The following is a 23,250-nucleotide window of genomic DNA, read 5'->3' as shown; positions in this document are numbered from 1 at the left end:
TCGGACAGGGGCATGCTGTCCTCGGTGGCGAATTCGGTGTGGGCGTTGCGATATCCGGTCGCCCCGAGGGTGACGTGATCGCCACTACGGTAGAAGACTTTGTCCACGGTTTCGCAGTCGACGGTCGGTGCGGTCTCGTCGCAAAGTAGTGCGGGCTCGCCCTTCGCTGGGGGCTGGCCGTCCCTGACCAGATCCACCCACACATCACGCAGGCCGTTTGCCGCGGCGAATTCGGCGATGGAGTCCCCGGATCGGGTGTACCGACTATTGGTGTCTCCCATGACGACGACGGCGTTGCCGGCGGGCCGCGCGGCGATGAAGCGGGTGAGTTGGTCCAGGTTGTTTGCGCGGGCCGTCATGTCCGGGGAGTCGGATCCGGCGTCGGTGTGCAGGTTGTAGACGTCGATGATCACATCGTCTGCCGGGTGGATCCGGGTGAACGTGAAGCCCTTGGGCGTCAAGCAGTCACCGCTGCCGATCCAGCAAGCCTCCCAGCTCACTCGCGTCGGACCCTCGAGCGGGAGCATGGACAAGGTATTCAGGCCGCTGCCGAACCCGGCCCCGCCGCTGGTCGGTGTTCGGTACGGGTGCCCGGCGGCAGCGTAGAGAAAGGCGTGGTAATTGAAATCCTCTTGCACGTTCACCACGTCGTAGGGCCCCAGCCTCGCCCCGATGGTGGTGGTGCTCGACGGCCGGTCTGTTTTTGCGCTCGACAGTACTGCCGGCAGGCCGGCGATGTTGTATGTCAGTGCACGGAAGGTGCCCGACTCGGCGGCTGTGTCCGCGGCAATCGCGTCGTGCGGCGCAGGGACGGCGGCATCCGCGGATGTGGGAACACCCACGAGTGACCACAGGAGCAGCACCGTCATCCACCGGAGTCGCTGTCCACTCCGAGAGGTTGCCTGGCGCCATGCTGGAGTCCGGGTCGTCGTGTCTGTGAGCACGCACCCAAAATAGCTCGTCGAAACATATCTCGAGCCGTATTCGTCATCATGGTGAAACGTGCTTCCAGCGTCGGCTTTTTACGTTGAAGCGTTGCAACGTCTGAAGTAGGCGGTGCGTCGCAGAAGCTTCCGTAGAAGTGGGGCCCGCGGAGGTCACAGGCTCCTATCGAAGCTGCGGCGACATTGACGGTGACGGTGAGCGTCAGATCAGGATTGACACCGTGAGCAGCTTCGAGAATGAACGTATAAGTACCTGCAGCGGTCGGTGTTCCGGACAACACATCGTCTGTGAAGATCATACCCGTCGGCAACTTCGTCGGGTCCTTCGATAGGCAGCCGTCGAAGGTCCCTACTTCGGGACCGCCGCCACGACATGCACATTCACGATCCCAGCCATTCTCGCGCCGCCACAATTAAAGCTTCGATCCCTCGGTCGAGTGTCGGGTCGATCACCGGGGCGAAGTGCGGCGAGTGATTCGACGCGATCTCCTGCTCGGCGGTTCCGGCAGCCACTGCGGCCGCAAACTCGCGCGCGTCCGTACCGCCCAGTATCCAGTACACGAGCGGGGCCCCGGCCGCGGTGGCGAGCTCGCCGACATCCTCGCTGCCACTCACCTGTCCCGGGTCGTAGACCGCATCGGAGCCGAATGCCGCTCGAAAGGCGCTATTGGTGCGTTCGGTGGCGGCGGGTTCGTTCACGGTCACCGGGATAGATTCCGCGAATTCGATGAGGGGTTCACGTTCGGCGCCGGATGCGACTGCTTCGGCTCGGACGATGCGGTCGATCGCCGAGAGTATGCGCGTGCGCACCGTCTGTGAGTACGCACGGACGCTCAAACCCAGCGTCGCGGTGGCCGCGATGATGTTGTTCTTGTTGCCCGCGTGGATTTGTCCGACCGTGACGACGGCGGTTTCCTGGGGCGCGATCTCCCGCGCTACGACGCTCTGGAGGCGCAGCACGATTGCGGCGGCGATTACTACGGGGTCGATGGTCGTCTCCGGTCGGGAGCCGTGCCCGCCGCGCCCGAAGACGGTGATGTCGATACTGTCCTCGGAGGCGAACGCGGCACCCGGGCGGACGCCGACACAGCCGGCCGGGGCAGGGCCGACGTGCTGCCCGAGAACTACATCCGGGCGGGGGACGCGGTCGTAGAGGCCGTCGGCGATCATCGCGCGGGCTCCGGCGCCTACCTCTTCGGCCGGTTGGAACAGTGCGATCAGTGTTCCGTTCCACTGTGAGCGGGTCGCGGCGAGGTGTTCGGCCGCACCGATCAGGCAGGTTACGTGGACGTCGTGGCCGCAGGCATGCATCACCGGCACTTCGGCTCCGTCGGGGCCGATGCCGGTGGCTGTGCTTGCGTAGTCGAGGCCGGTCTCTTCTTTCACGGGCAGTGCGTCCATGTCCGCACGTAGCAGCACGGTCGGGCCGTGGCCGTTGCGCAGCACACCGACCACCCCGGTACGTCCCACACCGCTGAGTACGTCGAATCCCGCCGCTCGTAGGTGATCGGCGGCGATGCCGGCGGTGCGTGTTTCGGCGAAGGACAGTTCGGGGTTTCGGTGCAGATCCTGGTAGAGCGCGCGAATGTTCGTGGGCAGGGTGTTGTCGGCGGCGGCAGTCATCCAATTATCTTGCAACTGTTCTTGCATCTTTAATTCCTTGAGTTCGGTGGCGTTCGGTGTTGCGGCGTTCGTGTACCGCAATGTGGGTGTATCGGTCATCGGCGGGCATCTACCCGTGGTAGGAACCGGAATCCGACGTACACGCCGCCGCGATGCGGCCGCACCGTCGTCCAACCGGCGGCGCCGGGCTGGCGGGTGGTCCAGGTGCCTGGTATCTGCGACGGTACGAGAGTGACTACCGATTCGGTCTTCTTGGGGGCCGAATCATCTTCCTCTGGATTCGGGGCGACCTCGCCGAGATCGGTGATCACGGCTTCGTCCGCCGATTCGCCACGACGGAACTCGATTGCGATTCCGCCCGAACTGTACTTGCCCAGAACCGAATCCGGAATCGACTCCGCGCTCGAGGGGTGCGGGGCAAGGGCCTGCGGGGGTTTGAGTCCTACCAATTCCGTTGCGGCCTCGGTGAAGAGATCACGATATAGTCCGTCAGCTTTGCCACCGGTGGTCAGCAGTGCGATGGCGACATTGTGGCGGGGGAAGACACGCAGATATGCGTGCTGTCCGATGGTGCTGCCATCGTGCCCGAAAGTCTCTTCACCCGAACAGTTTTCGTGGAACCATCCCAAACCCCAGCCGGACTTGTCTGGGAACAGCTCACTGAGATCGATTTCGGGTGTACGCATCGCGACGGCCGATTCTTCCGACACGATCCGCACGCCGTCGACGCTCCGGCCCTCGAGGAGTCCGAGTTCGGCGAAGGTGAGCAGATCCCCGATGCTGGCTGTGATGCAGCCGGCCGGCCCCATCGAGCGGGTGATCGGCCAGACGGGCATCACAACCGAGTTCGCGGTATGGCCCGCTGCCGCAGAGTATCTCGGAATATCACCGGTCAGGGTGACCGTGTGCTCGAGACCTAGCGGATCGATGATCCGCTCCTTGAGGATATCGTCCCAGATGCCGCCGCGGAGAACCTCGACGATGCGAGCTGCGAGGACAAACGCGGAGTTCGAATACGCGAAACCGTCCTCGAATGGATGAACCTGACGGAATTCGCGGAGGCCCCCTACGTAGCGTTCGACGACGTCGTCGCCACGGCCCTTGTCGATGAAGCGATCGCCGTCGATTCCGTTGCGGTGGTTCAGAAGAGCATGAACCGTGACGCGTGCGGCCGTTTCCTCGTCTTCCAGTGCGAAGTCCGGCAGGATCGACCGGACCGTGGCATCGAGATCGAGCAGGCCATCGTCGACCAGCTGCACGACGAGCATGGTCGTCCACACCTTGGTGATGGATCCGATCTGGAACAGCGATTCGGTGGAGACCTTCACCTCGGTGTTCGCATTGACCACGCCGGAAGCCACCGTCGTTCGAGTGATCTCCCGCCCCTCGGAATCGAGTGTGAGGATACCGAATTGAGCGCCGGTGACACCGTAGCGTTCACTCAGTACGTCCAGTGAGCGCTTCCAGACGTCGGCTCCGGCAGACGCGTTGGCCAGGCCGGCCGTCGGCAGCTCCGCGGCGGTGTAGCGCTCTACCCATTCAATCAGCCGCGTGCTGTAATCGATTCGGTGTGCGATCGAACCGTTGGCCAGGAAACCGTGGCTTGCGCCGGGGTACGCCACCAGTCGGGCGGGCACATGCTGCTGGCGCAGTGCTGCGAACCAGGCCTCGGCCTGACCGAGCGGGCACCGTTCGTCGGACTTGCCGTGCAAGATCAGCGTCGGAGTCACCACGTTCTTCACAGCGGCGATGGGAGAAACAGTCAGGAGCTTGGCCGCGTTTTCGCGGACCGTCGTGCCGGTGGCGAGTGATGCCAGGTGCGGACCGAAATCGCCGACTCCGGCCAAGGCGCCGAAATCGCAGATCAGCCCGCCGGCTACGGCTGCGGCGAAACGATCGGTCTGTGAGGTGAGGTGGCAGGTGCTGTAGCCGCCATAGCTGTATCCGGCGATGGCGAGGCGGTCGGCGTCGGCAAGACCTTCTGCGATCAGCGCATCGAGCGGCTCGAGGAAGTCGGCTTGATCCGAAGTTCCCCAGGCGCCCTTGAGGGCGTACATGAAGTCCTCGCCGTATCCGTCCGATCCGCGGGGGTTGAGGGTGAGAATGCGCCAACCCTGTGCTGCGAGAACCTGGTGGGCGGGGTGATATGCGTCGGCAACTCCAGTCCAGGCGTTGTGGGGACCGCCGTGGATGTCGAGCAGAAGTGGTGAAGCGCCGTCGGTTTCGGGGGAGGACAGCAGCCAACCGTGTACGGTGCGGCCGTCGGAGATCGGGAATTCGCGTTCCTCGGCGGCAAACAATGTCACCTCGGGGAGCGCTTCTGCCGTGAGGTTCGTCAGCGTGGTGACGGCACCGCTGTCGAGGTCGACGAGTGCGACCTCACCGAATGACTGCTGCGTGGTGACGATGACGGAGGCCACGCGAGCGTTACTGGCAACGGAGAGCGCAGAGACAACTTCGTTGGGGTTGGCAACGAGGGGTCGAGTAGTGCCGGTTTCGATGTCGATCGCGTGCAGATGCGTCCATCCGCGATCGCGGAGACAGAAGACGATTTCGTCGCGGGTGTTCGAAAGTGCTGGTGTGCCACCGGGGTAGCCCGGTGCACCGGGCATGACGTTGCGATCGAGATGAGCGGTCAGAGTGACGTCGACAGGTGTCTCGGTTGAGTCGGGAACGGACAGTCGGATCAGGTCTGCGGATCCGACGCGGATCTCGGCTGTGCCGATCGCGATGACCGAATCGCCGCTCGGGTGCCACAATGTGGAGCCTTGCACGCCGGTGGCGTGACCGAGTCGCTGCGGTGGGACTGCCGGGTCGTCGACGAGGATTCGGTAGGCACTGAACGTGAGGGTCAGATCGCTGTCCGGCTCCAGATTTGCCGTGAAGGAAAGAGCCTGGCCGTCGGGAGACCAAGACGGTACGTCTGTGTTCCAGTCGCCGTCGGTGAGACGTCGAACTGCCTTCGACTCGAGATCGACGATGTGCAGGTGACGCCGGTACGTGCCGAGCCAACCGGCACCGTCCACCTTGTATCCGAGTCGGTCGGTGACGATGGGAGCGTTCGGATCGGTGGAGTCCGAGCGTGAGACCACTGCGGCGAATGCAATCGCGCTTCCATCGGGGTTCCAGACCGGTGTACCTGCGCCGAGGGGGAGTGATACTGCGGTGGTGAGGGTATCGGCCTCGCCACCGCTTATCTGGATGAGATGGAGCTGCGCGGAATCGCCGACCTTCCGAAGGAAGGCGATCGAGGTGCCGTCCGGCGAGAACCGGGGAGCGGAATCAGCGGGTCCCGAAGTGAGTCGACGGGGTTCGTTTTCGCGAGAGACCACCCACAGCGATGTCGTCGCCATTCCCACAACTGTTTCCGAGCGGACGAAGACGACGAGGGTGCCGTCGGGTGAAATTGCGGTTTCAGAGGGCGTGACCACGCGATGCAGGTCGTCGAGAAAAAATGGACGGGTGCTCATGTAGTTCCTTCGAATCGGAGAGTATTTTCAGACGTAAAGCTTTGTCTTCCGGACTATTTCAGAACACGGATGCCTGGCCCCGCCAGGGCGCCGCCAATCGGCGCGTACAAGGCCGTTGCGCCATTGAAGAACATGTAGCTCGGCGACGTGGATACCGGAATGACGTCAGAAGACGTGAACAGCGCCTGTTCCGCTTCCTTCCATACCGTGCAGGATTCCCGGCCGGGAAGAACCGAGGCCTTCGCGACCAGTTCGGTGTACTTCGGATTGTCGATCGATGCGAAGTTGACACCTGCCGGCGGAGTTGGGCCGGAGAAGTACGGAACGAAGATGCTGGGGGTGTCGCTCTGGACGGTCAGTCCGATCGAGATCGACCACGAGGTCAGATCCTTCGCCGCGAACGTGTTGGAGATGTTGAAGTTGTTGTCGCCGCCGCGCAACTCCACCTTCGCCCCGAGTTCTTGCCACTGCTTCATTGCGTATTCGGCTGCGGCAGAGGTGGTATCGCGGAAGTTGGCGAAGATGACGGTCAGTTGCAGACCTTGACCGTCCTTGGTCAGAACACCGTCCGATCCGGGCTTCCAGCCGGCGTCGCCGAGAGTCTTCTTCGCTGCAGCCATGTCGAACTTCGGAACTGCACCGGCGACGCTGTCGAAGTCACACGCCCTCGGATCGACCACTGCCAATGCCGTAGCTCGTGAACCCTTGCTGCCGGTGTTGATGTCCGTGTAATCGTCGAGATCGATTGCCTGCACGAGTGCTGTGCGCACCGCCTCGTCCTTGGTGGGGACTGCCGCATTGTGGTTGAAGATGAACTGCCCGCTCAAGGTATTGGACGTCATCGATTCCAGGCCGGCAGCCTCCACGCGTTCGATATCCGCACCGGCGACCGGCGCCGCGTTGACAGTTCCTGTGACGACCAGGTTCGCTGTCGTCGCGGCGTCGGTCACTACCTTGATCGTGACGGTCTTGGGTACTCCGAGCGTGTCGGAGGTCGTTTCACCGTTCGGTCCCCAGTTGTATCCGTCGCGGCGCTCGAGCGTGACGTGGTCGTTGGCCACTACGTCGGTGACCTTGAACAGGCCGGTTCCATTGCTGCCGTTGCGGACACTCGACGGGTCGTCGAGCGCTGCCTTACAGGCGAGTTTGAGCGCTCCGATGCGCTCGAGGAGGAATGGTGCTGGCTCTGCGGTCTTGACCGTGAGCTCGTCCCCGTCAGCAGTAGCTACTGCTGATTCGGGGACGGACGCTCCCAGCCATGGCGAGCCGTTCTTCTTGTCGACGACCCAGTTGATGTTGTCCGCCGCAGTCTGAGCGGTGAAGGTCGTGCCGTCCTCGCACGCGATCCCCTTCTTGAGGGTGAAACTCAGCGAAGTTCCGTTGTCGCTCCATTTTTCGGCCAGATACTCGCCTGCTGCACGAGTCTTGGGGTTGATTGCCAACAGGGAGTCGTTGGTATAGCTGTTGATCGCTTGCGTGGAGTTCAGGTTGGTGATCAGGGGGTGAAGGTTGCCTGGGTCAGTGTTCACGATCGTAGTGAAAGCGCCGTCCTTGGCGTAGTCGCCGGAAGGCTTGCCACCAGAATCAGCCGTGCTTCCACACGAGGTGATAGTGAGAATGCCGATCGTGACCAGTGCTGCGGTGGGAGCTGAGCGAACTTTCATCTGATGCACCTTTTGATCGAAGGAAGTCGTTGATCAATGTTGTGCGAGAGACGTGGCCCAGGTCTCGTTGAAATGGCTCACAGTGAGCGCCCGAATCTGTCCGATCGTCACTATCAGTGGTCGAGGCGCCGACCGATAAACTTGCCTCGGAGCCGCCCGCCGCGTGAAGCCTCCGGAGCACCGCCTTCGGATCCGACTCTCGATAGAACCGCACTGCGCGCTCACGCAGCTCCGGCGAATACCTCCCACGATGATGTCCTTCGTGGGTCTCCACGATCAATCCTGATTCGGAAATATCCGGGGAAACGGGGAAGTTCAGGTTCAGCTGGTAAGTCTTGTCCGAAGTGTTCACAGCGATGGACGAATGAGCGTGATCGAGATGACGGCAGCCAGGGCGGGAACCGGACCGAGGGCGGTTGTCGATTGCAGGTTGCGCAGGCGAGCTGCCATGTGAAGCGTGGGACGACTTGCCGTTGGTCAGAAGAATGTGTGAACCAATCCAACGGCGCGATAATCCTCATCGACCTCGGGAATCAGGGACCACTTGTCGAAAGTGGTGCACGGGTGAGAGATTCCGCAGCCCAGCAGATCACCGACCCGCACGTCGAATCCTGCCGGCACATCGATGTACGCGTGCTGGTCGTTGAGGGCAGTGATCGTTAGTTCCCGCGATGGATGATTGGAGCCGTCTCGCCGTCGCCACAAAACTTTGGGGAAGCCCGCGTCAGAGCCAACGTCACGACGACCGAAGCCCAGGATCGCCCGGCCTGGCTCCGGGAGGGAGAGCACAACACCCCAGACCTCAGCGGCTGCCCGTAACGTTATCGGACCATCCGCCCAGGGGGAGGTATCGGCGTAAAGGCCGTGGTCGTGGGTGATGTAGCAGCCACTGCGCAGTACGACGCGCACGCCGTTGTCTGCTGCCCAACTACCGGCGAACTCGCGGACTACCAGATCGTGAAATGCGCTGCCGCCGAAGGTAACCAGTGGGAGCGGGGCTTTCGTGGAGTTGTTCTCGAACAGGTTCTCCGCGAGGCAGAGTTCTGTGAACACTCGTGCGGTTGCGAGATACGAATCAACAGAGATGCGACGGTCAGCCACCGAAGCGCCCGGCATCATGCCCTCGAAACCTTCGACTCCGGTGAGGACGAGCGACGGTGCCTGTGACGCCGCGCGGGCAACGTCGAGGGCTTGGTCGAGAGTGCGCGCGCCGGCGCGACCGCTGCCGTAGCCGAGTTCGACGAGTACTCGAATTCTGCTGCTCGGTGAGACTTTCGCGATCAACCGCTCCATGAGCTGGATGCTCTCGATCGAGTCGACCAAGGTGGCGACGAAGAATCCGGGATCTGCGGACTGCACATCGCAAATCCATCGAATTCCCGCTGGGTCGAGTACTTGGCTCGCGATGACGATGGTGTCGACGCCGAACTCGCGGAGAATTCGAGCCTGCGCGACAGTTGCCGCGGTCATTCCCCACGCGCCGGCGGCGAGTTGTCGACGAACCAACTCCGGACTCATCGTGGTCTTGGCGTGAGGTGCCAGGTCTACATCGTGGTCGGCACAGAACTGTGCCATGACGTCCAGATTGTGTGAGATCGCTTCATGATTGAGCGTCATCACTGGGAGCGGGAGGCCGCCGTCGAGAGCGGAGATCCCCAGCGCTTCGAGGTCGGAACTGAGCAGACCTTGGAGGTCGGCTCCGAAGGCTTTGTGCTGCCAACCGATTGGTGGGTTCGTATTGTCGGTCATACCGTCGATTGTGCCTTTGACTGCTGGTGAAGTGTTCATGAGTGGGAGACTTTCTGTCAGTGCTTGTGCGGTCACGAGCGGCGAATTGGTCGACCTGGCAGTGCATCCTCGACGAGGATGCCTCCATCTACGACGGGTACTCCGCCGACCAGTACCCGGCTGATTCCACTGGAAGGCCGAGTGCCGTCAACGTAAGTGGCGTTGTCGGTAATTCTCTCAGGGTCGAAAACGACAATGTCGGCGTCGCTACCGGGGCTGATGCGACCCTTGGACGACATTGCGGGTACTGACTCCTCCAGAATCTGTGCGGGGATCAATGAGCAGCGAGCGATGACGTCCGACAGCGACAGTAGTTGGCGCTCGCGGTACAGCGTGCGGATTGCCCGTGCGTAGGTACCTGCGCCGCGAGGATGGCCGAGTGCAGTCGGGGGTAGTGGCCATTGCAGTGCATCGGCCGGGGTGCGTCCGGGCCAGGTCAGTGGCATCGCGTCGCTGGCTATTGCAGCACGATCGAAAGTCATTGCCCGTTCGAGGATCTCGCGTGTGGGAGTGTCGTTCTCGTCGAGGAATTCGACAAGAACCAAGGCGCCGGGGTCGGTGGCACGGAGATGCTCCAACTGCTTGCGGTTCTCGATGCGTTCCCCAGTGGGAACGAAGGTGAGCGATCGCGTCGTCAGATTCATCAGGTGCAGCTTGTCCGGATCGAGAAAGGCAGCTCCGACTGCAGTCGACCCGGAACCGTACGGATACGCCTCGGTGGTGACACGTGAGCCTGCTTCCTGAACCTGCGCCACCACCGCCAGAGCATGGTCGACGTGCGACCCCGAGGTGCTGCTGACATGGCAGTAGTGCATGTGCGCTCCGGTTTCGGCTGCAGCACGGACGATTTCGACGGCACCGTCCACCGGGCTCGACGGATCCATCGAAATGAGCGGGCGCGCATGGGTATAGGTAGGAACACCGGCTCGGGCTGCGAGATCCGCCACTTGCAGGTATTCCATAGGGTCGGACTTCGGGGCGTACCCGACCACGACTCCGATGCCGAGAGCGCCTGCGGCAAGATCATTTTCAAGGAGTTCAAGAATGTGTGCACGTTGGGACGCAGTGGGCTCGCCCTGCCAGCTCGGCGCACCGAGATGGTGTAGGAGAGTTCTGATGTCGCCGTCGGGATCGGCACCCGAGAGTTCGATCATCCGTGCGTGTGCCCATGATGTCGCGTAGCCGTAGTTGATCGGGCGTCCTTCGGAAGATGCTCGCGCGTAAGCCTTTGCGACAGGAATGACGCCGGCTTCCAGTTCGAGGGCCGTCGTGACGCCGTCCATCGCCTGCAGCCGTTGCTCGGCGATTTCCTGTCCGTGGCTGTGCATATCGATGAATCCGGGGCAGATCACCTGACCCTTCACATCGATCGTCCGGCGGGCTTCGATCGCGTCGTGGCCCCAAGCGGAAACTGTGCCGTCGGTGATCGCGATGTTACGAACCTCGTCGGTGCCCGATGCCGGATCGACCACGCGGCCGCCGGTGAACACGATGTCGTGGACCTGCATAAGCGTTGCACTCCTGTCGTCGGTCGATAGTGTCCCGATGGTTTCACGGGTGCAGTTCCGAATTCTGGTGTGAACTTCCCAAATGGAGGCGTGCTCACCGTTCGGCAGAACAAGAATCTGACGCGCAGGAGTGTGAAGGTGAGGTGGATCGACCAACACGGCTGGTTCAGATTCGATGGAGGGCACGAATGCACGTCTATATTTCGGTGGACATGGAGGGTATCGCGGGTATCGCGACTCTCGATCAGACGGTTCGCGGTGGTGGCGGGTATCCGCGGGCGCAGGCGCTCATGACCGCCGAGACCAATGCTGCAATTGCCGGCGCGTTCGACAGCGGCGCGACGAGCGTCCTGGTCAACGACAGTCATGGAACGATGGACAACCTGATTCATGCTGATCTGGATCCTCGGGCTCGGGTGATTTTCGGTTCTCCGAAGTTGCAATGCATGGCCGAGGGTTTGACGTCGGATCACGACATTGCACTTTTTGTGGGCTATCACGCGCCTGCGGGTGGACCCGGCGTCCTGGCTCACACGTTCTCGAGTTTGTTCGCTGACGTTCGACTCGACGGTAAGTCTGTGTCCGAGACCGACATCAACACTTTGTACGCAGCGACGCAGGGTGTTCCGGTAGGTCTGGTGACCGGCGACGACATCATTTGCGGCCTGGTGGATGCAGCTTCGCCGACGACGGAGACCGTGGAGGTTAAGAAGGCGCATGGATGGTCGGCCGCAAACTCGCTGCCTCCGTCGCTCGCGTGCGAATACATCAGGGCAGGAGCGGAACGTGCGGTGCGCAAGGCCGACACGCTGAAGCCAGTAGCGCTCCGCGACGAATGGACGCTCGAGATCGTTCACCCCACGACTACGGCTGCCGAGCTCGCGGAGGCTGTTCCCGGTTCGAGGAGAACCGCGGACCGTACTATCGCGCACACACTGGGCAGTGTCGACGACATACTCGGTTTGATCACGGTCAACTCACGATTGGCCTCAGTCGGGGTCAACACGATTGTGACGGTTGCCAATCGAACCTAGTTTCGGCGTTCGCTACGAACGCACGAATGCCGCCAGTGCACCTTGCCGGCGGCATTCGTCGTCTAGCGGAGCAAAACAGTCCCGGACGACCTAACGCCAGTTTGTGAATTGGTGGCGGACGACGAATTCGAGTCGGAAGGACGGTAGTCCTGGACAAGATCAGCAGGGGTCGGTTCGGCCAAGCTTGACGGAAGTAGTCGACGACGGTGACAGGAGTACCTGAGAGTGGACAAGAAGACAATGGTGGCGGACCTGGCGGCTCTGGTAACCGCCGAGTCGCCCAGTTCCGATCTCAGAGCAGTCGACGCCTGCGCGGACGTGGTGGCCGAAATCGGCGAGCGCCATCTCGGGAGCGCACCGGAACGCATTCGCATCGGCGGACGTCAGCACTTACGCTGGTCGTTCGGCGAAGAGCCGAAGGTAATGCTCCTGGGGCATTTCGACACAGTGTGGCCGCTCGGAACACTCGCAGAACTGCCGTGGTCGGTCACCGACAACATCGCCACCGGACCCGGAGTCTTCGACATGAAGGCAGGCATCGTCCAGCTCTTTCATGCGCTCGCATCTCTCCCGTCGCTCGACGGGGTGGTCGTGCTCCTCAATTCCGACGAGGAGATCGGCTCCCCGGCCTCGCGCGCACTGATCGAGGAGCAAGCGCGTCAGGTCGACGCGGTACTGGTCCTCGAAGCCGCTGCCGACGGCGCGGTAAAGACAGCGCGCAAGGGCATGTCGCTGTACTGCGTCGACATCGAGGGACGCGCTGCGCACGCGGGACTGGAACCGGAGCGAGGCGTGAATGCTGTCGTGGAACTCGCGCATCAGATTCAGGCGGTAGTGGAACTCGCGGATCCTGTGGCGGGAACATCGGTGGTCCCCTCGGTGATCAGCGGCGGAACCACAACCAATACCGTTGCAGCGCAAGCGCAACTGTGGTGTGACGTGCGAGTGTGGTCGGCGACGGAACAGGAACGCATCGATCATTCGATCCGCGCGCTGACACCGGTACTGGCCGGAAGCCGAATTTCGGTCACCGGGGGACCCAATCGCGGGCCACTCGAGGCAGCGTCATCGGAGAAGCTGTACTTTCTCGCTCACCAGGTCAGCAGCGAGAGCGGACTGGGGATGCTGCGCGACTGCGCTGTCGGCGGGGCCTCGGACGGGAACTTCACCGCTGCAGTCGGAACCCCGACGTTGGACGGCCTCGGCGCCGTCGGGGGTGGAGCGCATGCAACTACAGAACACGTAGAGATAGATCAGATGATCCCGCGTGCCACGTTGCTGGCCGGTCTGGTGACCCGAATCTTGGAGGGAGGACTGTGACGATGACGTCGCCGAAGGATTTCCGACGTAAGACTATTCAACCATTCGGAGCCGTTTCGCCTTTACCGATGCGTCAAGCGATCGGCCAAGCCGATCAGGCCGCTCTGCTTGCGTGTGTGACTATCGAACCCGTCACCGGGCATGCCGAGTTGGAACAGGTATTCGGCCTGTTCGAGAAGGTATGGCAGCCTGAGAGCGGACATCCGCCCGTGCACCGCGACATGATGAAAGCTCTCTCGCACTCCGGTAACTACGTCGCGGGCGCTTTTCGTGGTGGAGACCTGATCGGTGGCTCGGTCGCATTCTTCGAGGAACCACAGCACCGTTCGTTGCACTCTCACATCACGGGGATCCTCCCGACAGTGCAGAACGGACACATCGGCCTGGCGTTGAAACTGTTCCAGCGAGCGTGGGCACTGGAACGGGGAATTCTTCACGTGCGGTGGACTTTTGATCCGCTCGTCGCGCGCAATGCCTATTTCAACGTCTCGAAACTCGGGGCGTTCCCGATCCAGTATCTACCGCATTTCTACGCGCCGATGAACGACAGTCTCAATGGGGGCGCCGACAGCGACCGGTTGCTGATCGACTGGGAAATCGGTAGTAGCAAGGTCTCCGACGTCGTCGCCGGTTCGGGCGAGATTCCGACTCCCGAATCTTTGGGGGCAAGCGAACTACTGTCCATCTCGGAAGCCGGCCTGCCCGTGTCGAAGTCGACCAAGAATCGATTTGTCACCGTGGCTACGCCGAATGACGTGTACGCACTACGCAAGTCAGACCCAGCGGCGGCAAACGATTGGAGACTGGCTGTCCGTGAAGCTCTCGGCGGCGTACTCGCCGAGAGCGGGGTGGTTGTCGCCGTCACCCGGACAGGGAAGTACGTCCTCGATCGTGCGCCGGGAACAACATTCGTCAAGACAACAGGGGAGGTTGCGTCGTGAAGATTGAGGGAATCGAATTACGCAGGGCAGCAATGCCGTTGAAGGCTCCGTTTCGAACCTCGTTCGGCACGGAGACGGCCAAGGACGTGCTGTTCGTCAAGGTCGTGACCTCGGAGTCGGAGGGCTGGGGCGAGTGTGTCGCGATGTCCGAGCCTCGCTACTGCTCCGAATACCCGGACGGCGCCGCCGAAGTCCTTCGCAAGTTCCTGATTCCGTCTCTGCGCGAGCTCACCGATCCCGACGTGCACGCACTGAGCGCGGCGATAGGAGAGTTCGCCGGACACCCCATGGCCAAGGCCGCACTGGAAACCGCGTTTCTCGACGCCGAGCTGCGCGCCGGCGGGACGAGCCTGTCGTCGTATCTCGGCGCAGTCGTCGATCGAGTACCTGCCGGTGTCTCGGTGGGTATCAAGAATTCGATCGACGAACTTCTCGAGGAGGTAGGCGGTTTCCTTGACGCCGGATACCTGCGCATCAAACTGAAGATCGAGCCAGGCTGGGACATCGAGCCGGTTCGCGCGGTCCGCGAGCGGTTCGGTGATGACGTGCTTCTCCAAGTTGACGCGAATACGGCGTACACCTTGGCTGACGCGCGTCATCTTCAGCGGCTCGACGACTTCGACCTCCTGCTGATCGAGCAGCCGCTTTCCGAAGAGGAACTTCGCGGACATGCTCGGTTGGCCGAGATGATGCGGACGCCAGTCTGCCTCGACGAGTCCATCACCTCCGCCAAGGTCACTGCCGACGCGCTTGCTATCGGTGCGTGCAGCGTGGTGAACATCAAACCGGGACGTGTCGGCGGTTATCTCGAATCGCGTCGTATCCACGACGTCTGCCAGGCCAACGGAATCGCCGTCTGGTGCGGAGGAATGCTCGAGACCGGCATCGGCAGGGCCGCGAACGTGGCTCTTGCCGCACTTCCGGGATTTGTCCTGCCAGGCGATACGTCGGCTTCCGATCGTTACTTCGCCGAAGACATCACCGAGCCGTTCGTACTCGACAACGGTTATGTGAAGGTTCCGGACGGCCCCGGTATCGGCGTCGAACCGATCCCTGAACTGCTTGATTCAATTACCACTTCCGTCGAATGGATCGGCATGGATCGGCTTTGACGAATCACTATGACAGACTTCGTTCACAGGACGAAGGAGTGATAGACGTGAGCACCGTGCGACCTCGCATCAGTTTGGTGCGGCTTCTCGAAGACGTGGGAACTACGGTGCTGAACCCGGTTGTCGGTGATCCGCAGTCGATGGACGAGGTTGCGTCGGTAGTCATTCACGATCCCGATGACGATTCGCCGTCCACATCAGACTCGATGGTATTGCTTGTCGGGATCAGTGGCGGTGAACGTATCGCGGAATCCGTCGTCGATCTGGCCGAGCGTGGTGTAGCGGTGGTGGTCGCGCGTGTCAGCTCTGACCTGAGCTCGGCGGACCGGGAGGCCATCGAATCCTCGGGTGTCGTCGTGTTGGCGCTGGCCAGAGGAGTCTCGTGGGTTCAGCTGACAAGCCTGCTTCATTCGGTGTTGGCAGCTCGTAACGAAGTCGGCCACATCCATTCTCGCGGAGGTGGCCCGGCAGGGGATCTGTTTGCGTTCGCCAACGCCGTCAGCGCACTCCTGGACGCGCCGATCACGATCGAAGACAGAAGCTCACGGGTCATTGCGTTCTCCGGCCGGCAGGAGGAAGGCGACGGTCCGCGTATCGCGACCGTTCTGGAACGGCAGGTCCCTGACCAGTACATTCGAGTGCTCGAAGAGGCGGGGGTATTCGACCGGCTCTATCGCAGCGACGATCCAGTGTGGGTGCCTGCCGAGGTCATCGGTACCAAAATGGGACGTATCGCAGTGTCCATTCGAGCCGGCGACGAGTTCCTCGGCTCCATGTGGGTGGCACTCGCCGCGCCGCTGTCAGAGGACCGAACGCGCGCGTTGCGCGATTCGACCGGGATGATCGCGTTGCAGATGTTGCGGTTGCGCGGCGGCGCCGACGCCGAGCGGCGACTGCGCGCCGACCTGATCGCGACCCTACTCGACGGAGGATCCGGTGCGGTCGACGCGATGAATCGGCTTGGCCTCGGCGCCAGTCCCGCACTCGTAATGGCCTTGGGCCGAAGGTCTTTCGAGGGATCCTCGAAACCGGATGACGCCGCCCAGGTCGTGCGATTGACTGACGCTCTGGCGATGCACCTCGGCGCGGTCCACTCGCAGTCGGCGGCTGCCGTGGTCAACGGAACCGGCTACGCGGTGCTGTCCGTTCGCGGGAATACCCCGGCAGAAGCCGAGCTGCAGGCGTTTCGTGTGGCCTCGGATTTCCTGGACCGCACCGGAGCGTCAGGCGACACCATCATCGGGATCGGCCGGGTCGTGACCAGGCCGGCTCAGTTGAGCAGATCGAAGCGCGATGCCGAGCACGCACTCGAAGTGTTGTTGGCGGGACGAGCGTCGGGCAGTGTCGCCACCTTCAGCAGTGTCCACGTTGACGCCATTCTGTTGGAGATCGCGTCGGAGGTCGCAGCCGAAGGGTTTTCGGACCTCGGGCCGATCGAGGCGATCGCCCGTCACGACACTGCTCATGCGACCTCGTTCGTCGACACCCTCGACGCGTGGCTCAATGCCTTCGGCGATGTCGGTGACGCGGCAGCCTCATTGCATGTGCATCCCAACACATTTCGCTACCGGCTCAGTAAGTTGAAGGGCATGGCGGCATTGGATCTCGACGATCCGAACGTGCGCTTCCGTCTTATGGTGCATCTTCGTCTGCGCGGTCCGCGCTAGCTTTCGAGCCGAAAAGTACGGGTCGTGCTGATCTCTCAGCGCGACCCGCATTTTTTGTCAGCTACTAACGTGTCAGCCCTTGCGGAGTGCTTCGATTGCGATGCGGCCGACGGTTCCGATCGAGGCGTCGATCTTCGGGGCACGGTGGGTGAGCTCGTGGGACTTGGTGAAGACGCCAACGGCGTAACGCTTGCCGTCCGGGTACGTCACGACACCGGCTTCGTTTCGTACCAGCCCCAGGGTTCCGGTCTTGGCGGCGACAGTGACCTCGTCGGGGAAACCGGAGGACAGCCGGTGCGGCCACACCTGCTTGCTCATGATCGTTCGGACCTCTTCGCAGGCCGAAGCCGGCCCGGCTTCGTCCCGCCAGATTGCAGCCAGCAACATGGTGATCTCACGAGGAGTGCTGGAGTTGGAGCGGGCCGGATCCATGACGGAAATTGTCCGGAGAACTTCGATGGGGGGCATTTCCAGCAAGGTGCCCTTGTCGACTCCGAGATCTTCGTAGACCGTCTTGAACAGGCCGCGGCAGTCGCGAACCAAGTTGGTCTTCTCCAAACCGAGCCCACGCAGCGTCGCGACGATGTTCTCGACTCCGAGACGGTTGTACAAGAAATCGGTGGCGGCGTTGTCGCTGAAGCTCATCATGAGTAGAGCGAGATCTCGCCAACTGGCGGTGACGTCGTCGGCGCAGCCGCCGATACCGATGCCGCCGGAGCGGAACTCGGCGGTGACAGTGGCGTGCTCAGTCGGATCCAGCGTGCCTGCTGCCACGGCGCGGGCATATTCGAGCACGACGGGAATCTTGAAAACGGATGCGAGGATGACACCTTCGTCAGCGCCGTAGCCGAACTCTTCGCCGGAATCGATGTCGCGTGCGTGTACGAATGCATCGGTCTTCGCCTCGGTCAATACAGCAGCGATCTCCTGCTGCGCGCTCTCAACGTACGTGGCAGTTTCGGTCATTCGAGGGGCCCTTTCGTCGGTTTCCGTTGATCTGAGGATAGTGAGTTCGCGAGGGCTGGTCTTGTATGAATCGACGAAGGTTGGTGCCTGGTTCTGTGGTGGCCTACGGACTGACTGCCATCGAATGAGAATGTGTCATCTCACCAGAAGTGACGGGTCGACCACTTCGTCCACTACTTCGAGGAAAAGCCGGAGCGCGAGGTTCGGATTGTCTGTTCGGAACGCGAGTCCGACCGTCAGATACATTGGGGGACAATTGATCTCGCACATCTGTACCCCAGGAACCCGATAGGTCGCGGCACGGCCGGCGGGCATCGGCGCTACCCCGACGCCGGCCGCTACTGCGTGCAGTACCTGCTCGTCATCGGCCTCGCGGCGGACCACGTTCGGTGCCCGTGTGGGCCAGAACATCTCGACGATGGCGTCGTACATGCCAGGGCCGTTCGCCCGGGGCCAGAACACCACCGGCTCGTTGGCAATCTGCGCCAAGTCGACTACCTCGAGTGTGGAGAATGGGTGCCCGGACGGTACCGCGAGCAGGAGTCGCTCGCGATCCAGAATCCGAACGGTCAGCTTCGACTGGTCGACAGGTGGCCGCACCACCGCGATGTCCACGGCCCCATCGGTAGCAAGCGCCGTGTTCCGGGCAGTGTAGCCGCGGTGTTCAGTGATCGCGACCTTCGGATACCGTGCGCGAAACTCGTTGACGGCCAACGCAACTGCCCCGCCTGCCCATGACCGTGTGTGGGCGATGCGCAGTTCGCCCTCGGACCCGAGCGCTGAGGCTCGGATCCGTTCGATGGCCCGGTCGGCTGATTCGAGCAGGAATTTGGCTTCACGAACTGCGACGATTCCGGGCTCTGTCAGGCTGATCCGGGGCCCTCGCCGATCGAAGAGCACTACGCCGATCTCACGTTCGAGCACTTTGATCTGCTGGCTCAGCGCAGATTGTGCAACATGCAACTCGGCGGCCGCACGCGTGAAGTTCAGGTGGTCCGCGACTGCCACCAGGTATCGCGCCCGCTGCAGGTTCACGCTGCAACTATAAGTGAAGACGATCGAATCAGCGGAAATGTGACTTGGACTGCGTGCGTGCGCCGAGGCATGCTCAAGGCTGATCCCTACGGTCGGTTGATCGATCATCCTCAAAAACATGCTCATCAGCGGACAGTGCCTGCTGGCCCCGTCGGCGCTGATGTACCTGCTGATCATGTCCATCGAGACACATTAGGAAATATCATGAACTACGACTTCGCGATTGCCGGGGGAACGGTCATCGACGGAACCGGATCTCCACGACGAACCGCGGACGTGGCCATCGTCGGGGATCGGATCGCGGAGATCGGTCCGTGGCCGTTCCTGGACACCGAGACCGTCGACGCAGCCCTTGATGTGCTTGCTGCACATCAAGGTTCGGTGAGCATCGTCAACTACGCGCTGAGCGAGGATGGGTGACCGACCGTGGCATTCTCGCGCCTTCCGCGGCTGCCGACGTGGCGATCCTCGATCCCGACACCATCGAGGACACGTCTACCTTCGACGCACCCTGGCAGCTCGCCCGTGGCGGGCGACTCCTAGAGAGGAACACACCGTGACCACGCGCACCACGACGCTTGTCGACGAACTCGCCCGCATCGTCGGGCCGGCAAACGTCTTGACAGATCGCGACACGGTCGCGGGATATGTGACCGACTGGACAGGGCACTGGCGCGGCGCCACCACCGCTGTGGTCAGGCCTGCCGATACTCGACAGGTCTCCGCGGTCTTGGCCTGTTGTCATCGCGCCGGCGTCGCTGTCGTGCCGCAGGGCGGCAACACCGGTCTTGTCGGTGGGTCGGTTCCGATGCGAGGTGAGGTGGTGCTCAGCACGACCCGCCTCGCCGCCATCGAGGAGATCGACCCGGTCGGTCGCACGCTGGCGGCCGGCGCAGGCGTCACCGTCGCGCAGGCGCAGCAGGCGGTCCGCGAACACGGGTTGGATCTCGGTGTCGACCTGGCCTCGCGTGATTCTGCGACGCTCGGAGGGATCGTCTCCACTAACGCGGGCGGCGTGCGAATGATCAAGTACGGCAACACTCGATCACGGCTGCTCGGCGTCGAAGCGGTTCTCTCCGACGGTCGGGTGCTCACAAGATGGAAGGCCTTGACCAAGGACAATGTCGGCTACGACCTGCCGGGTCTGCTGACCGGCGCCGAGGGCACTCTCGCTGTCGTCACCCGAGTCCTGATGCGTCTGGTGATTCCGGCCGCTCGGACACAGGTTGTGATGATCGGTGTCGACTCGGTGGGTGCAGGCCTGGAGTTGATCCACAGGCTCGAGCGCGCGGGACTAACCCTCGAAGCTGCCGAGCTGATGACTCGCGCTGGTATCGGTCTGGTCCGGAAGCATCGGCAGTTGCGGCTGCCGCTCGACGCGGATGCGCCGTTCTACGTACTCGTCGAGGTCTCCGGGCCTACGGACGCGCAGTCGCTCCTGCTCGGAGTGCTCGCGGACGCCAACGGCATGTTGCTCGACGCCGTCGTCGAGACTGGGCCGGCAACAAAGCTTTGGCAGTACCGTGAGAGCCACACCGAATCGGTCAGTGCCGAATCATCCACCCCGCCAGTGAAGTTGGACATCGCGACACCGCTGCGAGAAGTAGAACCCTTCCTCGAAGCCTTGACCGCAGGACTTGCCATCGATTTCCCCAGCATCTACCCGATCTGCTTCGGGCACATCGCCGACGGCAACATTCATGTCAATCTGCTCGACGTCGCGGGCGACCAACGAGATGCCGTCACCGACTTCGTGCTTCGCTTGGTTACCCGACATGACGGCAGCATCAGTGCCGAGCACGGAGTGGGCCGTGCGAAGGCTCGCTGGATCACACTCGGTCGGAGCGACGTGGACCTCGACCTGATGGCCTCGATCCGTACCGCGCTCGATCCGACAGGCATGCTCAATCCGCACATCCTCCCGGGATCATCTGACTCCGAGGGTAATTCAGCGAAACAGCTCGAACGAAAGGTAGCCCGATGACCGGCACAACGACCTGGACCGACCGTATGCGAGATCTCCGCCTGACCTTGCCGCCGGTCGCGACACCTGCGGGCGCGTACGTGCCGGCTGTGCAGACCGGGACCCTGGTTTTTACATCGGGGCAGCTACCACTAGTGGACGGCGTCAGCACCTGTACCGGCAAGCTGGGGGAGAACGTTTCGGTCGAGGACGCCGTCGCGGCGGCGCGACTGTGTGCACTCAACGGCCTCGCTGCGGTCGACATGCTCGTCGGCCTCGATCGGGTCGTCCGTGTCGTCAAGGTCGTCGGATTTGTCGCGTCCGGCGCTGGGTTCACACTGCAACCGCAGGTCATCAACGGAGCGTCCGACCTGCTCAGTGAAGTTTTCGGTGATGCCGGTCAGCACGCACGTTCCGCGGTCGGGCTGGCCGAACTGCCTCGAGGTTGCGCCGTCGAGGTCGAGTTCGTCTTCGAAATTGACGTCGACGGACTCTCATAGCTGGTTGCACGACGGCGGGCTCGGCAGGGTGTCTTCGAGTGTCGCTGACATCAGGCTCGTCGAATCGAACCATTTTCGGGTGCAAGTTCAGTGCAATCGACCAGGACGTAATTGCAACCACGCTGAGATCATCGACTGATGGTATTACCTTCCGCCAGGTCTCACTCCCTGGCGAGTGAGACCTGGCGTAGCCGGACCGATTCTGCGAGACGTCTTGCATCACAAGGTGGATCGCATCCACGCCATTGACTTCGTGATCGAAGGAGTTCGACCAGTGACCGAATTGCCCAAAGACCTACTTGTCGCGCCGAAATGGCAGGCACGCCTCGACGAACTGGCTGAGAAGCATTCGGTGCCGGGCGCCCAGGTGGGTGTGATCGCCCTGGGCGAAGACGGAACTGCGGATATCCGCGTGATCACCACCGGACTGACCAGCTTGACCACCCGCGTCGACGTCGATGCCGACACACTGTTCCAGTACGGATCGGCAAGCAAGATCTGGACGACAACTCTGATCATGCAGCTCGTCGACGAGGGCAAGCTGACGCTGGACACCCTCGTGGTGGAAGTTCTTCCGGAGTTCACGATCGCGGACCTGTCGAATACGAAGGAAATCACGATCCGCCAGTTGCTGACGCACACCAGCGGCATCGACGGAGACCTGTTCAACGACACCGGCGACGGTGACGACTGCGTCGAGAAGTACGTCGACGAACTTGCAACGGCGATCAGCGTCACCAAGCCTGGCGGGCACCTCAGCTACAGCAACGCCGGTTTCGCAGTGGCCGGCCGCGTCGTCGAGGTCCTTCGTGAGATGACGTGGGACGAGGCGTTGGCCGAATACCTCTGGAAGCCAATCGGATTGACGCACATCATCACCAAGGCCAAGGACGCCCCGCTGTTCCGCACCGCCGTCGGCCACGTGGCCAACCCCGATCGGACGTCACCAGAGACGGTGATTCCGACGAAGCAGTGGATGCTCCCACGCGGTATCGGACCGGCGGGCATCATCATTGGTTCCGTCAGCTCTCTGCTGACGTTCGGTGCTGCACACATGCGTGACGGCCTGGCGTTGACGGGCGAGCGCATCCTGTCCGAAGAATCCGCGCGCCTCATGCGCGCCCCGCAATTCGACCTGACAGCGGTGTCGAGCGTCGACCAGGCCTGGGGTCTGGGCTGGATTCTGTCTGACTGGGGCGGAGTCACGTCCGCGCAGCACGGCGGTGCGACGATCGGCCAGATCACCCGATTCCACACGTTCCCCGAGCTCGGCCTGGCCATGGCGGTCGTCACGAATTCGCGTGGCGGTGGAGCCCTCGCTCACGACATCGAGAAAGAGATCGCCCAGGAGTTCGGTCTCATTCTGCCCGAGCCGAAGTCCGAATCGGATGCTGCCGACATAGATTTGTCGCCCATTCTCGGAACGTATGAATCGACAACCGTGCGAATCGAACTCACGCGTGCCGACGACGATGGATTCCACATCCAGAACTTCGCCAAGGTTGAAATCGACGGTGAGCCCCCGTCGCCGCCGACCAAGGTCGTACCGTTGTCTGCTTCCCGGTTTGCGATCAGCAATGAGAGTGCCTCGGGTGAGATGGCTCATCTCACGATCGATGGTGAGGAATATCTTTACATGACAAGACTTTTCAAGAAGATCTCGGAATAGCTGCGGCGAGATGATTCTCTCCGTTCACTGAATCTCGGGCAGGTTG

Annotated in this window: 18 protein-coding genes and 1 pseudogene; 10 read left to right on the top strand and 9 right to left on the bottom strand. The window is 62.2% G+C overall.

Going from position 1 to position 23,250, the window contains the following annotated elements:
* Window positions 1-209 precede the first annotated feature (209 nt).
* From QM600_RS29800 to QM600_RS08545, 7 genes and pseudogenes are all read right to left on the bottom strand, one after another.
* Window positions 210-869, bottom strand: a pseudogene (locus QM600_RS29800) (exonuclease/endonuclease/phosphatase family protein); the annotation flags it as partial.
* Window positions 866-1,255, bottom strand: a complete 390-nt coding sequence (locus QM600_RS08570; RefSeq protein ID WP_349307246.1) for a hypothetical protein — start codon at window positions 1,253-1,255, stop codon at window positions 866-868. The gene QM600_RS08570 and the pseudogene QM600_RS29800, both read right to left, overlap by 4 nt.
* A 70-nt stretch (window positions 1,256-1,325) precedes the next feature.
* Window positions 1,326-2,594, bottom strand: coding sequence for an amidohydrolase (locus QM600_RS08565; RefSeq protein ID WP_502942918.1), 1,269 nt, complete (start codon window positions 2,592-2,594; stop codon window positions 1,326-1,328).
* Between the two features lie 68 nt (window positions 2,595-2,662).
* Entirely contained in the window at window positions 2,663-6,037 is a 3,375-nt protein-coding gene (locus QM600_RS08560; RefSeq protein ID WP_283261037.1) for a serine hydrolase, read from the bottom strand.
* 53 nt (window positions 6,038-6,090) lie between these two features.
* A complete protein-coding gene (locus tag QM600_RS08555; protein WP_283261036.1) occupies window positions 6,091-7,701 on the bottom strand; it encodes an ABC transporter substrate-binding protein in 1,611 nt (536 codons plus the stop codon).
* A gap of 477 nt (window positions 7,702-8,178) precedes the next feature.
* Window positions 8,179-9,450 (bottom strand): alanine racemase, encoded by a 1,272-nt coding sequence (locus QM600_RS08550; RefSeq protein WP_283261035.1) that lies wholly within the window; start codon window positions 9,448-9,450, stop codon window positions 8,179-8,181.
* 71 nt (window positions 9,451-9,521) lie between these two features.
* The gene (locus tag QM600_RS08545; protein ID WP_283261034.1) at window positions 9,522-10,997 is read right to left on the bottom strand and encodes an amidohydrolase family protein; all 1,476 of its coding nucleotides are present in this window, start codon (window positions 10,995-10,997) and stop codon (window positions 9,522-9,524) included.
* Between the two features lie 188 nt (window positions 10,998-11,185).
* Here QM600_RS08545 and QM600_RS08540 point away from each other — a divergent pair, with 188 nt between their 5' ends.
* From QM600_RS08540 to QM600_RS08520, 5 genes are all read left to right on the top strand, one after another.
* Window positions 11,186-12,031 (top strand): M55 family metallopeptidase, encoded by an 846-nt coding sequence (locus QM600_RS08540; RefSeq protein WP_283261033.1) that lies wholly within the window; start codon window positions 11,186-11,188, stop codon window positions 12,029-12,031.
* Window positions 12,032-12,256: 225 nt separating this feature from the next.
* Window positions 12,257-13,351, top strand: a complete 1,095-nt coding sequence (locus QM600_RS08535; RefSeq protein WP_283261032.1) for a M20 family metallopeptidase — start codon at window positions 12,257-12,259, stop codon at window positions 13,349-13,351.
* Between the two features lie 68 nt (window positions 13,352-13,419).
* The gene (locus tag QM600_RS08530) at window positions 13,420-14,292 is read left to right on the top strand and encodes a GNAT family N-acetyltransferase (RefSeq protein ID WP_283261031.1); all 873 of its coding nucleotides are present in this window, start codon (window positions 13,420-13,422) and stop codon (window positions 14,290-14,292) included.
* Window positions 14,289-15,404, top strand: a complete 1,116-nt coding sequence (menC, locus tag QM600_RS08525; protein WP_283261030.1) for an o-succinylbenzoate synthase — start codon at window positions 14,289-14,291, stop codon at window positions 15,402-15,404. Before QM600_RS08530 ends, menC begins: the two co-directional genes overlap by 4 nt.
* Window positions 15,405-15,451: 47 nt before the next feature.
* Window positions 15,452-17,071 (top strand): PucR family transcriptional regulator, encoded by a 1,620-nt coding sequence (locus QM600_RS08520; RefSeq protein ID WP_283261029.1) that lies wholly within the window; start codon window positions 15,452-15,454, stop codon window positions 17,069-17,071.
* A 72-nt stretch (window positions 17,072-17,143) separates the two neighbouring features.
* On the opposite strand, the gene QM600_RS08515 is transcribed toward QM600_RS08520, so the two are convergent.
* Window positions 17,144-18,037 carry a serine hydrolase gene (locus QM600_RS08515; RefSeq protein WP_283261028.1) on the bottom strand — a complete coding sequence of 298 codons (894 nt, stop codon included), beginning with the start codon at window positions 18,035-18,037 and terminating at the stop codon, window positions 17,144-17,146.
* A 135-nt stretch (window positions 18,038-18,172) separates the two neighbouring features.
* Window positions 18,173-19,072 (bottom strand): LysR family transcriptional regulator, encoded by a 900-nt coding sequence (locus QM600_RS08510; protein ID WP_283261027.1) that lies wholly within the window; start codon window positions 19,070-19,072, stop codon window positions 18,173-18,175.
* A gap of 204 nt (window positions 19,073-19,276) precedes the next feature.
* Here QM600_RS08510 and QM600_RS08505 point away from each other — a divergent pair, with 204 nt between their 5' ends.
* The 5 genes from QM600_RS08505 (at window position 19,277) to QM600_RS08485 (ending at window position 23,204) form a co-directional block, all read left to right on the top strand.
* On the top strand, window positions 19,277-19,492 hold the full coding sequence (locus tag QM600_RS08505) for a hypothetical protein (protein WP_283261026.1): 216 nt from the start codon (window positions 19,277-19,279) through the stop codon (window positions 19,490-19,492).
* Window positions 19,489-19,632, top strand: a complete 144-nt coding sequence (locus tag QM600_RS08500; protein ID WP_283261025.1) for a hypothetical protein — start codon at window positions 19,489-19,491, stop codon at window positions 19,630-19,632. The genes QM600_RS08505 and QM600_RS08500 overlap by 4 nt, the downstream gene beginning before the upstream one ends.
* Window positions 19,629-21,056 (top strand): FAD-binding oxidoreductase, encoded by a 1,428-nt coding sequence (locus tag QM600_RS08495; RefSeq protein ID WP_283261024.1) that lies wholly within the window; start codon window positions 19,629-19,631, stop codon window positions 21,054-21,056. Before QM600_RS08500 ends, QM600_RS08495 begins: the two co-directional genes overlap by 4 nt.
* Window positions 21,053-21,535 (top strand): RidA family protein, encoded by a 483-nt coding sequence (locus tag QM600_RS08490; protein ID WP_283261023.1) that lies wholly within the window; start codon window positions 21,053-21,055, stop codon window positions 21,533-21,535. The genes QM600_RS08495 and QM600_RS08490 overlap by 4 nt, the downstream gene beginning before the upstream one ends.
* 274 nt (window positions 21,536-21,809) lie before the next feature.
* The gene (locus tag QM600_RS08485) at window positions 21,810-23,204 is read left to right on the top strand and encodes a serine hydrolase domain-containing protein (RefSeq protein WP_283261022.1); all 1,395 of its coding nucleotides are present in this window, start codon (window positions 21,810-21,812) and stop codon (window positions 23,202-23,204) included.
* Window positions 23,205-23,250: the final 46 nt, after the last annotated feature.

This window comes from Rhodococcus sp. IEGM 1379 (genome assembly GCF_030056815.1).
GTDB lineage: Bacteria > Actinomycetota > Actinomycetes > Mycobacteriales > Mycobacteriaceae > Rhodococcus_F.
The sequence above is the reverse complement of the archived record's forward strand: the minus strand, read 5'-3'. Positions and strand labels throughout refer to the sequence as shown.

What these genes read in the sequence shown, in the direction of transcription:
- QM600_RS08540 (WP_283261033.1), top strand. Translation starts at nt 11,186, where the DNA reads ATGCACGTCTATATTTCGGTGGACATGGAGGGTATCGCGGGTATCGCG.
- QM600_RS08560 (WP_283261037.1), bottom strand. Translation starts at nt 6,037, where the DNA reads ATGAGCACCCGTCCATTTTTTCTCGACGACCTGCATCGCGTGGTCACG.
- QM600_RS08545 (WP_283261034.1), bottom strand. Translation starts at nt 10,997, where the DNA reads ATGCAGGTCCACGACATCGTGTTCACCGGCGGCCGCGTGGTCGATCCG.
- QM600_RS08550 (WP_283261035.1), bottom strand. Translation starts at nt 9,450, where the DNA reads ATGACCGACAATACGAACCCACCAATCGGTTGGCAGCACAAAGCCTTC.
- QM600_RS08565 (WP_502942918.1), bottom strand. Translation starts at nt 2,594, where the DNA reads ATGCAAGAACAGTTGCAAGATAATTGGATGACTGCCGCCGCCGACAAC.
- QM600_RS08505 (WP_283261026.1), top strand. Translation starts at nt 19,277, where the DNA reads ATGAACTACGACTTCGCGATTGCCGGGGGAACGGTCATCGACGGAACC.
- QM600_RS08555 (WP_283261036.1), bottom strand. Translation starts at nt 7,701, where the DNA reads ATGAAAGTTCGCTCAGCTCCCACCGCAGCACTGGTCACGATCGGCATT.
- QM600_RS08490 (WP_283261023.1), top strand. Translation starts at nt 21,053, where the DNA reads ATGACCGGCACAACGACCTGGACCGACCGTATGCGAGATCTCCGCCTG.
- QM600_RS08530 (WP_283261031.1), top strand. Translation starts at nt 13,420, where the DNA reads ATGCGTCAAGCGATCGGCCAAGCCGATCAGGCCGCTCTGCTTGCGTGT.
- QM600_RS08515 (WP_283261028.1), bottom strand. Translation starts at nt 18,037, where the DNA reads ATGACCGAAACTGCCACGTACGTTGAGAGCGCGCAGCAGGAGATCGCT.